Here is a 12,998-nt window from a genome sequence, read left to right on the forward strand (position 1 = left end):
GTGGCATGGTGTTGCGTGTCTCCTCATCCTGATTCATAACTTTTCATGCAATTGTGGGGAAGCGCCCTTTATCAGGCACGGGTGAGGATATCGCCGTCATGCTGGCCGATCGAATTGAAGGAAAGTGGATCGACGCGTTCGGGGAGGCGTTCGAGGCGTCCGCCATCCATGCCGGCGAAAGCGTGGCGATCCTGTCGGAGACCCAGTCGCGCGAGCTCAATGTGCATCTGGCGGAGCTTGCGCTGCAGCGCATCGGCGTTCGTCCGTTCCACATCGTCGTTCCGACGCCGCGCAACCCCTGGGGCGTGATTGCGCGGTCGACCGGTGCCAGCCAGGCGCTCGGCGGGATGAAGCCGGTGATCGACGCGCTTGCGGCTTGCGATGTGGTGGTGGACGTCACGCTGGAGGGCCTGATGCACTCGCCGGAGACGCCGGCGATCTTAAAAGGCGGCGCCCGTATTCTGGTGATTTCCAACGAGCACCCGGAAGCGCTGGAGCGCATGCGGATCGATCCGGAGCTTGAAACCCGAGTGAAGGCGGCGGTCAAGAAGATCCGTGGCGCAACCACCATGACGGTGACGTCGGAGGCCGGCAGCGATCTCGCCGTGACCATGACGGGTGCCTCGACCGTCGGCGTCTGGGGCTGGACCACGCGCCCGGGCACGCTCGCCCACTGGCCGGGTGGCATCGTTGTCAGCTTTCCCGCCAAAGGCACGGTCAACGGCCGGCTGGTGCTCGCGCCGGGCGACATGAACCTGACCTTCAAGCGCTACTACGAGAGCCCGGTCACGCTCGTCATCGAGAATGACTACGTCGTCGCGGTCGAGGGAAAAGGCGTCGACGCCGATCTTATGCGCGACTACTTCGCCGCCTGGGGCGACAAGGAGGCCTATGCCGTGTCCCATGTCGGCTGGGGGCTGAACAAGGGCGCGCGCTACGATGCGCTGCAGATGTACGACCGGCGAGATACCAATGGCACCGAGCTGCGTGCCGTCGCCGGTAACTTCCTGTTCTCCACCGGCGCCAACGAGTTCGCCGGCCGCTACACCGCCGGCCATTTCGACCTGCCGATGATGCACACGACCATCAAGCTCGACGACGTCCCGGTGATCGAGGACGGCCGGCTGGTGGAGTAAACCTGCCTCCGCGAGCAAAGCGAGCCGGCGTGAGCGGAAAGAAGCATTCCTTTCTGCAAATCCCGGACGGAAAACCGGTGCCCACTTTTCCTGGGATTTGCGAAGCCAGCGCGCGACCGCGCGCCGGCCGATAGGCCGCCCTCGCGGAGCCGTGCGCGAAGCACACTGGCGTGAGCGGAAAACTTTACTTCTCAGCAAATCCCGGACGGAAAACCGGTGCCCACTTTTCCTGGGATTTGCTTAATCCTCTAGAAAATCCGCGCAGCGGGGTGCCGGCTGATCGCCCCACGGCATGATCGGCACGGTCGACGTGGAGTTCTTAGGGCTGCCCTCGATCAGCTTGTCGGAATAGACGAGATAGATCAGCACATTGCGCTCTGCGTCGCAGCCGCGCACGATGCGCATCTTCTTGAAGAAGAGCGAGCGGCGCTGGCGAAACACTTCGTCACCCTGCTCGAATTTGCCCGTGAAGACGACGGGACCGACCTGCCGGCAGGCAAGCGAAATGTCGGAGACTTCCTCAGCCACGCCGAACATGCCGGACACGCCGCCCTTTTCCGGCAAGGCGTAGTGACAGGCGACGCCCTCGATCAGCGGGTCGTCGATGCCGTAGACGGCGAGCTTATGGTCCGGCGTCAGCATGTTCCACTTGGTGGACTTGTCGAAGATCCGGTCCGGCTCTTCCGCGGCGGCGGGAGCGGCGATCAGCGCCGCCAGAACGGCGGCAACAAGCATCTTGGCAAGGGTGGACAGGGCCATCGGGCGTGAAATCCTCAAATCCGCGTCGTTGGGCAGATGGGGGCGCCGATCGTGGCCGACAAGCGCTGTGTCAGGCCGGGCCGACAGGAACGCCGTCTTGCTTGATCTTGGTTTCCGGCTCCACGTGGATCGTCACGATCGCACCGGGAACGCCGCGCTTGATTGCGGCTTCGATGCGGTCGCAGATGGCGTGAGAGGTGGCGACGCTCATCTCGCCATCGACCACCAGATGGAAAACCACGAACGTTTTCGGTCCGGCATGGCGGGTGCGCACATCGTGGGCCTGGATCGCGCCCTCGGCATTGTCGGTGATGAGCCGGGTGATCTCTTCCAGGAGTTCCGGCGCCACCGCCTCGTCCATCAGTCCGGCGACGGATTCCCGGATCAACCGCCAGCCGGACCAAAGAATGTTGATGGCCACCGCAATGGCCAAAAGCGGATCGAGCACCAGCCAGCCGGTGAGCGCGACCAGGCCGACACCGGCGAACACACCGGCGGAGGTCACCACATCGCTCATCAGGTGGCGGGCATCGGCCAAAAGTGCCGGCGAGCGTGCCTTTCGCCCCTCCTTGAACAGAAGGAACGCCCAGCCGGCATTGATCAGGCTCGCAAGCGCGGTGATCGCCAGGCCTTCTACCGGGGCGTCGATCGGCTCGGGATCGATCAGGCCACCATAGGCGGCCCGTACGATTGCGAGCGCGGCGACGACGATCAGAACGCCTTCGAGCACGGCGGAGAAATATTCCGCCTTGCTGTGACCGAACGGGTGATTGTCGTCGGCCGGCTTGGCGCTGATGTGAAGCGCGAGCAGGGCGCCGGCGGCCGCGGCAATGTTGACGATGCTCTCCAATGCGTCGGAAAGCAGCGCCACGCTGCCGGTGAGCCAATAGGCGAGATATTTCAGTGCGAAGACGAGGCAGGCCAGCACGATGCTGGCGCGTGCCAGCCGGACCGTGCCTTTGGCGGAGCCGGTCACGGCACCCTCTCCTAGGCCGCGTCGGCGGGCTTGGACTCGCGTGCCCAGATATTGGCCTGGACCACGTTGTCGTAGAATTGCTGGGCGCTGGCGTCCCAGGAGAAGGTCTCGGCGTAGGCGCGGCAGCGGTCCGAGGGAATGTCGAGGGCGGCGATCGCGGCCGCTCTCAGATCGTTGTCGAGCACGCCGCAACCGGAATCGCCGACCACGTCGATCGGGCCCATGATCGGGAACGCTGCCACGGGGACGCCCGCAGCCATCGCCTCCAACAGCACCAGACCCCAGGTATCGGTCAGGCTCGGGAACACGAACACGTCGGCGGAGGTGTAGTGGGCGACCAACTCGTCGCCAAACTTCGGTCCGGTGAAGATCGTGTCGGTGTAGCGCGACTTCATCTCGTTGAGCGCCGGCCCGGCGCCGACCACGACCTTGGTTCCCGGCAGGTCGAGCTTGAGAAAGGCTTCGATGTTCTTTTCGACCGAAACCCGCCCGACATACATGAAGATCGGCTTCGGGAGATCGAGAGCCGGCGGAACGTCCGGCCGGAACATCTCGTGATCGACGGCGCGCAGCCAATGGTAGAGATTGGTGAAGCCGCGCTCCGTCAGCGTCCGCTCCAGCGTCGAATTGGAGATCATGCAGCCGGCTCCGGAGTTGTGGAACCGGCGCACGAACGAATAGGTCCAGTCGAGCGGGATCGGCGCGCGGGCCGCGACATATTCCGGAAAGCGGGTGTGGTAGCTCGTGGTGTAGGGATGGCCGGCGGCCAGACACCAGCGCCGTGCCAGCATGCCGAGCGGTCCCTCGGTCGCGATGTGGACGAATTCCGGATCGAACGCTTCGATTCGGCGGCGGATCGTCGATGGCGAGGTCAGGCTGAGCCGGATCTCGCTATAGGTCGGCAGCGGCACCGAGCGGAAGCCGTCCGGCGTCAGCGTTTCCACTTCCACGCCGAGACGCTTCAGCCGGTCGATTGTGATTTGCAGCGTGGTGACCACGCCGTTCACCTGCGGATGCCAGGCATCCGTGACCAGAAGGAGCTTGCTCATGCGGCGGCCTGCGGTGCCGCCACGATCTTGGCGGCCGGCTTGGCGCCGATTTCGGTCCAGCGGATGAGTTCGAATTCGCCGTCCGCCGTCTCCGCGACTGCCGTACAGCTTTCGACCCAGTCACCGGTGTTGATGTAGTGCACGCCGAAATCCTCGTGCATGGCGGCATGGTGAATGTGGCCGCAGATTACGCCGTCCACGTCGCGGCGCTGCGCCTCTCCGGCAAGCGTGGTCTCGAACTTGCCGATGAAGTTGACGGCGTTCTTGACCTTCAGCTTGGCCCAGGCCGACAGCGACCAATAGGTGAGGCCGAGCCGGCGCCGGACGATGTTCACCCAGGTGTTGATTCCGAGTGCTGTGACATAGGCCCAGTCGCCGAGGAAGGCGAGCCATTTGGCGTGGCGCACCACGACGTCGAACTGGTCGCCATGAATCACCAGGTAGCGTCGGCCGTCGGCGCTCTCGTGCACGAAGCTGTCCATCACTTCGACGCCGCCGAAATGGGTGCCGAGATAGTCGCGTAGGAACTCGTCGTGATTGCCGGGAACGTAGATCACGCGCGCGCCCTTGCGCGCCTTGCGCAGAATCTTCTGCACCACGTCGTTGTGGGGCTGCGGCCAGTACCAGGACCGCTTCAGGCGCCATCCGTCGATGATATCGCCGACCAGATAGATGACATCGGCATCGTGATAGCGCAGGAAATCGAGCAGCAGCGCGGCCTGGCACCCGCGTGTGCCAAGATGCACGTCCGAAATGAACAGGGCGCGATAATGTCGAGGCTCGATCGGGTCTGGCATGGGCGTCCTATCGACCACGTCTAAGGTCCCGTTGACGTAGATACGGTGAGGCAGCGTCCGGCTCGCCAGTTCCAGCTTATCTCATCAACTCGATTCGGATTTCAACTGTGTGACGGGCTGAATATAGACAGGTCGGCTCAGAAGCGACGCGGTTGAACGCGACCCCTTGCCGCACTGCAACAATGGTGTGGAACTTGCTTTGGCCCAGCTCACGCAGACCCGGCAAATCCGGGAATCTCACGGGTGCTGCGCGGTTGACTCTCCCATTGGTTCATCCGTAGTGATAGCCCAAATTGCACGCCCGCTGCGACTTGGACTTGGCCGCATGGGCGCCGATGAGGCAACTCGATTGGAGCTTCGGAGGCCGCGTAGCCTGCCGGGCCTTTTTCCACGAGGGGATGAGAATGCGATCCATTTTGTGCGCGGCGCATGCTGGTGGGCAAGGGAAGACAACGCTTTCGCAGCTTGTCTATCTCGGGCTTCAGCGCTCCGGTGCCAACTACAAGCTCGCCTCCGCCGACTTCGTGGATGAAAGCGGCCGTTCCAAGATTGGCAAGATGTATCCGCAGCGCGTCACCGAATTCGGTGTCGGCGCGGAACTATCGATCGCCAAGAAGGCCAACGACATGAACGCGTCCCTGAAATATTGGGACCGGCTCGGCCGCAGCCTCCTGGAAGGCGGCATGGTCGTGGACCTGGGCGCCAACGTGGTCACCCAGGTGATCGAATGGGCGCGGGCGCGCCGCGTGAGCCAGATCTTCCAGTCGCGCAAGGCGCCGCCGGTGGACGTGATGCTCGTCTGCCGCGCCGAGAAGCACGCGATCGACGACATCTCCGACCTGGTGCGCACTTTCAACGACCAGGACGTGATGCCGATCTCGCGCATGTACATCGTCCTGAACGAGGCCGGCGGCAGCTTCACGTCGCTGAAGATCTCGCAGGAGCTGAACAAGATCGCCGAGAACCGGACGCTGCACTACATCAAGCTGCCGCGCTGCACCTCCGAACTCTGGCACCTGATGGAGCTGAACTTCGTCTCCTTGGAAGAGGCGCTGAACCTCTCCGAGGACGAAGCGGCCGAGAAATTCGGCATCGATATCTGGGAAGCGACGTCGGGTGTCGCCGATCTCCGGATCTGGTTCGACAGGGTCTACACCACGCTCAAGGAAGAGGGCGTGTTCGAAGGGGCCTGAGGCGGCCGATCCCATTTTGTTTCTTTTGAGAGGCCGGTGCTCATCGCGAGCGCCGGCCTTTTGCGTGTTTCGGGCGCTTGCGCTGCCGCGCCGAGCCGCCCAAAGTCGCTGACGGATTTGTGGGGTTGGAAACCGGGCCGTTCGAAGCCTGAAGGAAACGGAAGGAGTGTCGCGCGTGCTGTCGTCCGTCCTGATCGCCAATCGCGGTGAAATCGCCGTTCGCGTCATCTGTACCGCCAAACGGCTCGGGCTACGCACCATTGCGGTCTATTCCGAGGCCGATCGCGATGCCTTTCACGTCAAGCTTGCCGACGAAGCGGTCGCCATCGGCCCGGCGCCGGCGGCAGGGTCCTATCTCGATGGGGAGAAGATCCTGGCGGCGGCGCGTCGGACCGGTGCCGCCTGCATCCATCCAGGCTACGGCTTCCTGTCGGAAAACGCCGCTTTCGCGGAAGCCTGTGCCGCAGCCGGCATCGTTTTCGTCGGACCGCCGCCTTCCGCGATCCGGGCAATGGGGTTGAAGGATGGTGCCAAGGCGTTGATGGAGGCGGCCGGCGTGCCGGTGGTGCCGGGCTATCACGGCGACCGCCAGGAGCCGGACTTCTTGAAACAGAAGGCCTACGAGATCGGCTATCCGGTCCTGATCAAGGCGGTCGCTGGCGGCGGCGGCAAGGGCATGCGCCGGGTCGACAAGGCGATCGGATTCGACGAGGCGCTTGCAGCCGCCAAGCGAGAAGCCCAAGCGGCTTTCGGCGACGATCGCGTCTTGATCGAGAAATATGTGCTCAATCCACGCCATGTCGAAGTTCAGGTGTTCGCCGACAGTCACGGGCGGGCGGTGTCGTTGCACGAGCGCGACTGCTCGATCCAGCGCCGGCATCAGAAGGTATTGGAGGAGGCGCCCGCCCCCGGCATGACGCCGGAGCTGCGTGCGGCCTTTGGAGAGGCGGCCGTCGCCGCGGCGGAGGCCGTCGGCTACACCGGTGCCGGCACCGTGGAGTTTATTGCCGATGCCTCCGAAGGATTGCAGGCGGACCGCTTCTGGTTCATGGAAATGAACACCCGGCTGCAGGTGGAACATCCGGTGACGGAGGCCGTGACCGGCCAGGATCTGGTCGAATGGCAGCTTCGGGTTGCCTCGGGAGAGCCGTTGCCGGCGGGTTCCGACGAGATCGGGATCGATGGCCATGCGGTCGAAGTTCGGCTTTATGCGGAAGATCCCGACCAGGGCTTCCTGCCCTCGGTCGGGCGGCTCGATCTGCTTCGCTTCCCGCAAGGCGACGGGATCCGGGTGGACAGCGGCGTCACCGAAGGCGACAGCGTGACGGCCTTCTACGATCCCATGATCGCCAAAATCATCGCCCATGGCCCCACCCGCGAGGCGGCGTTAGACCGGCTTGCAAAGGCGCTTGCCGAAACCGTCGTGGCCGGCCCCAAAACCAATCTTGCCTTTCTGAGAGCGCTGGTCGATCAGGCGACCGTCCGCGCCGGCCGCCACGACACCGGCTTCGTGGATACCAATGCGGCGGCGCTGGTCGGTGGAGCGGTTGCCGATCCGGCGATCGCTGAGGCTGTCGCGCTCTTGTTTTCTCCGCCCTCCGAGCCGGTTCGCGTCGATGGCTGGCAGGATCCGTGGTCGACGACCGATGGGTTCGCGGTTTCCGGCGGGGTTGGGCGCGGCGCGCGGGTGCTGGTCGACGGTGAACCCTACGACGTGCACGTGAGCTGGGGCCCCGAAGGGGTCGACGTCACGTTCGCGGACGCTCGGTCGACCGGCGCACGTGAGGGCGCGGCCGTGAAGACGGACGGCGGGGTCTATGCTCTCGAAGGGGGGCGGGCAGTGCGGGTTGCGCGCTTCGATCCGCTCGAGGCGACCCTTGCCGATCTCGCCGGTGACGATCGCATCACTGCGCCGATGCATGGCAAATTGGTGGCGGTCTATGTCGTCGAGGGCGATACGGTCGCCAAGGGGGATCGGCTGTTCACCGTCGAGGCAATGAAGATGGAGCACACGGTGGTGGCGCCCGAGGCCGGTGCGGTCGTTTCGCTCTCCGCCGGCGAGGGAGATCAGGTCGCTCAAGGCGCGCCGGTGGTGGTGATCGAGCCGGCGGAGGCGTGAACCGGTCTCCGGTTTTCGCCCCGCGCTCTATCCCCAGATCATGAGCCGCATCGGCTTGTCGGCGGTCGCGTTCGGCGCCATTTTTCAGGTCCAATGACGCTGCATCTCATCAAGTTGTGCGTCGGCGCCGAGAGCGTCGACGACCTGGCCGGTTGGATCGCCCAGCGTGTCGCCGATCGTCGTGCGGCCGGTGCGGAGGAAGTGACGCGCCACGTCACGCGGATGACGCCGAAGCGCGGCGCGGAGATCGTCGGAACCGGCTCGCTCTACTGGGTGATCCGCGGCTTCATCCAGGCGCGCCAGCCGATTTTGCGGCTCGATCCACTGGTGGATGCCGATGGGGTGAACCGCTGTGCGATCATTTTGTCTCCAGAGCTGATCGCGACCCGACTTGCCCCACGGCGGCCGTTTCAGGGCTGGCGCTATCTGGCCGCGGAAGAGGCTCCGGCGGATCTCACGGGGGCAACCGGCGGCGACGACGTGCCGGAGGAGATGCGCCGGGAACTGGCGGAGCTCGGCCTGATCTGACCGGTTCCATTCTCCCCGCGGAAAAACGCGTTTGCGTCCAAAGGGCACCGGTTGCTCCAGATACGGCTGTTTTCGCCCTTTGCCTCCGTGGATCGATGCGCCATTTAAGGGACGTGAGCGAGAAAGAGCGACAGACCCAGCGCCCGATGACGCGACCGTCCCACGCCGAGGAGGCGGACCGGCGTCCCGCGAAGCGCTCGAGCCGCGCGGACATCGATGCTTTTGTCACGCGCGCCCATACGCTTGCGCCGACCTCTGAGACGCGGGGCCGGCTGATGTTCGCCCTTGACGCAACCATGAGCCGACAGCCGACCTGGGATCAGGCCTGCAAGATTCAGGCGGAGATGTTCGAGGAGACCGGCCGCATCGGCGGTCTGGACATTCAGCTTGTCTATTTCCGAGGCATCGATGAATGCCGCGCGTCGCGCTGGATCTCCGATGCCACGCGCCTGCGCGATATCATGACCAGGATCGACTGCCGCGGCGGTCTGACGCAGATCCGCAAGGTCTTGCGGCGGGCGATCGACGAGACCCGGCGCGAGCGGGTCCAGGCGGTGGTCTATGTGGGGGACTCCATGGAGGAGAATATCGACGAACTGTGCGCCCGCGCCGGTGAACTCGGCCTCCTGAAGGTGCCGGTGTTCGTCTTCCAGGAAGGCACCAATTCGGCCGCCTCCACCGCGTTCGCGGAGATCGCGCGCCTGTCGGGCGGTGCGCATTTGACCTTCAGCACCGGTGCGGCCGATGAACTCGGTCGGCTTTTGCGGGCGGTGGCCGTCTATGCCGCGGGCGGCCGCAGGGCGTTGGCCGACATGAGCGCCCGAGGCGAAGAGGGCGCCCGTCTCTTGATCGGGAAGCTCGGATAGATGCTGTGGTTGTTGTTGGGAACCCTCGCGCTCGGCGCCCTGGTGCTGGCGACGCGCGGCTTCGCCAACGCCGATCCGGCGGTTCTGGCGCGGCGGATCCGGATTGCCGGCGCGGTGGTGCTGCTGATCATAGCGGTCGGGCTGATGCTGCGCGGGCTGTGGCCGCTTGCCGGGCCGCTCGGCCTATTTGCGCTTTCGCTTTTGGGCTATGGCTCGATGCCGGGTCTGGGAGGCGGCTCCGCGAGCCGCTCCAAGGGCCAGTCGTCGTCCGTCAGAACCGACTATCTGAGCCTGACCCTGGACCATGACAGCGGCGAGATCGGCGGTCAGGTCCTGAAAGGCCGCTTTTCCGGCTTGCACCTGGACCAGCTTTCCGACGAGGATTTGACGACCCTGTTGTCGGAGGTCGCCGACGATCCCGACAGCGTCGTTCTAGTCGAAGCTTATCTCGACCGCCGGGCGCCCGGTTGGCGTGAACACGTCGACCAGGACGCGGGTCCGCGGCAGAGCGGCGCGACGAGCGCGGGCATCGTTGGCGAAGAGGAGGCCTACGAGGTCCTTGGTCTTGAGCCAGGCGCCAGCGAAGCGGAAATCCGCTCCGCGCACCGCCGGCTCATGAAGGCGCTTCACCCGGACCGGGGCGGCAGCTCTTTCCTTGCGTCGAAGATCAACGCGGCCAAGGATCGGCTTCTCGGCCGGCATAGCTGATACGCTTTCCATCCCCTCCAATTCCCCTCGGTCATTCCGCCGGCGCTTCTCCCGCGCCGGCAACAGTCCATCGGCTTGCGAAGTCCAGGCGCCACCGCGCGGTGCGGCGGGGCTCAGGAAGACGCGTCGATCGCCCAACACGAGACTTTCCGCTTCTTGAGTTGGGAGCAGGCCGCCCAAGCTTCCGACTTGCTGTTGAAGCCGGTGAAGCGTGCGCGGTAGAGCGTGGTGCCGTCGACATCGACGGGCTCGGTGTACAGATCGCGGTTGCCCAGAACGTTGCGATTCTTGCGCTGGGCATCGAGCAGCAGCGTGCGCGCCTTGCTCTCGCTGTCGGTCGCGGCGATCTGGACGTGCCAGCCGGAGACGACGGCGGCCGACTGGGCGGCGACCTGGCTGGTTTCCTCTTCCGGTTCTTCCAGGCTGTCGACGGATCCGGCGGCGGTGGTGTGCGCGGTGCGAACGGATGCGGCGTAGGCGGCGATCAGCTCCGGCGTCAGCCGTTGTTGCGGCTCCGGCTTCGGCGGAGCGATCGGCGAGCCCGGCTGAACCGCGGCCGCCACGGCGCGGGCGGCGTCGCTGTCCTGGACACTGTCAGGCTCGGCCAGCGCGAGCGCGACCGGCATGGCAGGCCGTGGGTCCGGCACGGGCACGTTGCGGGAGATCAGCACCGGCGTGCCGCCGCGGGTCGCCTTCGGCAGGTAGGTGTTGATCAGCTCGGTCATGTGCGCGTCGCGGGTCCGGCCGGTGCGGCCGCCGAACACGGCAGCGACGATGAAGCGGCCGTCGCGCTTGACGGAGGCGAGCAGGTTGAAGCCTGACGCGCGGATGTAGCCGGTCTTGATGCCGTCGACGCCGTTCACCTTGCCCAACAACTTGTTGTGATTGCGGTGGGTATGGCCGCGGTAGGTGAACGAGCGCGTCGAGAAGTAGCTGTAGTAGACCGGGAAATCCTGCTGGATCGCGATCCCGAGCCGGACCTGGTCGCGCGCCGTGGTGGTGTTGTTCGGGCTCTGTGGCAGGCCGTGGGCGTTATAGTAGGTGGTGTTCGACATGCCGAGCCGGCGCGCGGTGCGCGTCATGCGCTTGGCGAACGCGGCCTCGTTGCCGCCGATCTTCTCAGCCACGGCCGTCGCCACGTCGTTTGCCGACTTGGTCACCATCGCCCGGATCGCGTCGCGTACCCGAATCGTTTGGCCAGCCTTGAAGCCGATCTTGGACGGTGCCTCGGCCGCGGCATGGGATGAGACCGGAATCGGCGTATCGAGGGAGAGGCGACCGGCGCGCAGCTCCTCGAAGACGATGTAGAGGGTCATGATCTTGGTGAGAGACGCCGGATAGCGCTGCGCGTCAGCATGTCGCGCAAACAGCGTTTTTCCGGTTGCGCCATCGACCACCAAGGCCGCGTATTTCTCGTTCGCCTGGGCAGACGGAGCTGCCGTTGCGAGGAATGCAAAGCCGACGACGAGCGCCGCCGCGAACCTGACCAATGACCGTGCCCAGCCAGCGTTCGTCGAATTTCGCCCGCTACTCATGGAACACCCTTACTCGAAACGCGTGTTGTCGCCTCGGCCGACCACTCGTTCTGTGCAAGGTGCCGGCGCCACATCGGCGAACGGTAGGGGCAAGCGGTTAGCGGGGCGTAAACGGAATTCACACAGTCGGTCGGATTGCTGCAACGCAGCGATCAACTTGACGATGATTGTGCGGTGCGTGACACTGCGCGCACCGTCCATCCCAACCACCTGTTTCACCCGCGATATCTAAGGGGGCACAATGACCAACGGGTTCGACCAGATCCAGAAAATGAATCAGCAGGGTCTCGACCATGCGATGAAGTCGTTCGGAACGGCGTCGGAGAGCTTCCAGGCGATCGCGACCGAGCTGGCCGACTATTCCAAGAAGAGCTTCGACGAGGGTACGGCTGCGTTCGAGCGGGTGGTCGGTGCGCCGAGCCCGGACAAGGCCTTGGAAGCGCAGATGAGCTATATGAAGTCGGCCTATGAGGGCATGGTCAGCGAGATGACCAAGCTCGGCGAGCTTTATGCCGGCCTCGCCAAGGACATGCAGCAGAGCACCCAGGCCGCGTTCACCGGCGTGGTGGCGAAGTAGGCACGCCGGTCTTTCCCGATTTTCTGGGACGCATTGACAAGCCCGGCGCCAGCGCGCCGGGTTTTTTGTTTCCGGGGACGATTGGCCCCAAAGGGACAGGGTGCATTGCGCCATTGCGCGAGCGCCTTACAATGAGGGAAGCTGCTGCTTACATCAGGTGGCGACAAACGTCGCGCCGATCAAAAGCGCGGCAGCGGTTCGCGGCCGGTCGCAAGGGCTTGGAGATGGTCTTCGCCGGACAGAAGGGACGACCAGGCGCCATGTATGCGCCGACCGCGCGCCGAATGAGAGAGACCAAAGGCCGTTCCCACCATCGCGTGACTGAGGCGCCTTGGGAGCGGTCCACAACCCGACGGGCCGGAGCTTGCTGGACCCTTTTTCACAGTGTCACGACCGATCGAGCGCCATGTGGACTCAACCGATTGTGATGACGACCGCCTCGAACGACGACGACGATCAATCCGGAACCGTGGTCGTGACCCGGACCCGGCCGAAGACGAAACGGCCGAGCCTGTACCGGGTGTTGTTGTTGAACGACGACTACACGCCGATGGAATTCGTGGTCCACGTGCTGGAACGGTTCTTTCAGAAGAGCCGCGAAGAAGCCACCCATATCATGTTGCATGTGCACCATCACGGCGTGGGCGAGTGCGGCGTCTACACCTACGAAGTCGCGGAGACGAAAGTGACTCAGGTCATGGACTTCGCGCGAAAGCACCAGCATCCTTTGCAGTGCGTCATGGAGAAGAAGTGAG

The 12,998-nt window shown here is 64.6% G+C and carries 13 protein-coding genes; 8 read left to right on the forward strand and 5 right to left on the reverse strand.

Annotated elements, in window-relative coordinates:
- The first annotated feature begins 98 nt into the window (after positions 1-98).
- Entirely contained in the window at positions 99-1,136 is a 1,038-nt protein-coding gene (locus HNS03_RS21520) for a peptidase M29 (protein ID WP_367198114.1), read from the forward strand.
- A 240-nt stretch (positions 1,137-1,376) separates the two neighbouring features.
- Here the strand turns inward: HNS03_RS21520 and HNS03_RS21525 are convergent, their stop codons facing one another.
- The 4 genes from HNS03_RS21525 to HNS03_RS21540 form a co-directional block, all read right to left on the reverse strand.
- On the reverse strand, positions 1,377-1,895 hold the full coding sequence (locus HNS03_RS21525; protein ID WP_367198115.1) for a CreA family protein: 519 nt from the start codon (positions 1,893-1,895) through the stop codon (positions 1,377-1,379).
- 70 nt (positions 1,896-1,965) lie between these two features.
- Positions 1,966-2,871, reverse strand: a complete 906-nt coding sequence (locus HNS03_RS21530) for a cation diffusion facilitator family transporter (RefSeq protein ID WP_367198116.1) — start codon at positions 2,869-2,871, stop codon at positions 1,966-1,968.
- 11 nt (positions 2,872-2,882) lie between these two features.
- On the reverse strand, positions 2,883-3,920 hold the full coding sequence (locus HNS03_RS21535; protein ID WP_367198117.1) for a glycosyltransferase family 4 protein: 1,038 nt from the start codon (positions 3,918-3,920) through the stop codon (positions 2,883-2,885).
- On the reverse strand, positions 3,917-4,717 hold the full coding sequence (locus HNS03_RS21540) for a UDP-2,3-diacylglucosamine diphosphatase (RefSeq protein WP_367198118.1): 801 nt from the start codon (positions 4,715-4,717) through the stop codon (positions 3,917-3,919). The genes HNS03_RS21535 and HNS03_RS21540 overlap by 4 nt, the downstream gene beginning before the upstream one ends.
- Positions 4,718-5,121: 404 nt before the next feature.
- Here HNS03_RS21540 and HNS03_RS21545 point away from each other — a divergent pair, with 404 nt between their 5' ends.
- From HNS03_RS21545 to HNS03_RS21565, 5 genes are all read left to right on the forward strand, one after another.
- A complete protein-coding gene (locus HNS03_RS21545) occupies positions 5,122-5,910 on the forward strand; it encodes a hypothetical protein (RefSeq protein ID WP_367198119.1) in 789 nt (262 codons plus the stop codon).
- 175 nt (positions 5,911-6,085) lie between these two features.
- On the forward strand, positions 6,086-8,029 hold the full coding sequence (locus tag HNS03_RS21550) for a biotin carboxylase N-terminal domain-containing protein (protein ID WP_367198120.1): 1,944 nt from the start codon (positions 6,086-6,088) through the stop codon (positions 8,027-8,029).
- A 93-nt stretch (positions 8,030-8,122) separates the two neighbouring features.
- Complete coding sequence (locus HNS03_RS21555; RefSeq protein ID WP_367198121.1) at positions 8,123-8,557, forward strand: DUF1489 family protein; 435 nt, start codon at positions 8,123-8,125, stop codon at positions 8,555-8,557.
- A 146-nt stretch (positions 8,558-8,703) separates the two neighbouring features.
- Positions 8,704-9,423, forward strand: coding sequence for a VWA domain-containing protein (locus HNS03_RS21560; RefSeq protein WP_367198145.1), 720 nt, complete (start codon positions 8,704-8,706; stop codon positions 9,421-9,423).
- Complete coding sequence (locus HNS03_RS21565) at positions 9,424-10,131, forward strand: DnaJ domain-containing protein (protein ID WP_367198122.1); 708 nt, start codon at positions 9,424-9,426, stop codon at positions 10,129-10,131. It begins immediately after the preceding gene.
- Between the two features lie 113 nt (positions 10,132-10,244).
- Here HNS03_RS21565 and HNS03_RS21570 read toward each other — a convergent pair whose 3' ends face one another.
- Positions 10,245-11,621 (reverse strand): serine hydrolase, encoded by a 1,377-nt coding sequence (locus HNS03_RS21570; protein ID WP_367198123.1) that lies wholly within the window; start codon positions 11,619-11,621, stop codon positions 10,245-10,247.
- A 286-nt stretch (positions 11,622-11,907) separates the two neighbouring features.
- Between HNS03_RS21570 and HNS03_RS21575 the strand changes: the two genes are divergently transcribed.
- Entirely contained in the window at positions 11,908-12,243 is a 336-nt protein-coding gene (locus tag HNS03_RS21575; RefSeq protein WP_367198124.1) for a phasin family protein, read from the forward strand.
- Positions 12,244-12,670: 427 nt separating this feature from the next.
- The gene (gene clpS, locus HNS03_RS21580; RefSeq protein WP_367198125.1) at positions 12,671-12,997 is read left to right on the forward strand and encodes an ATP-dependent Clp protease adapter ClpS; all 327 of its coding nucleotides are present in this window, start codon (positions 12,671-12,673) and stop codon (positions 12,995-12,997) included.
- Position 12,998: the final 1 nt, after the last annotated feature.

Origin of the sequence: Amorphus sp. 3PC139-8, from assembly GCF_040750475.1 — a bacterium.
Classification (GTDB): Bacteria; Pseudomonadota; Alphaproteobacteria; order Rhizobiales; family Amorphaceae; genus Amorphus.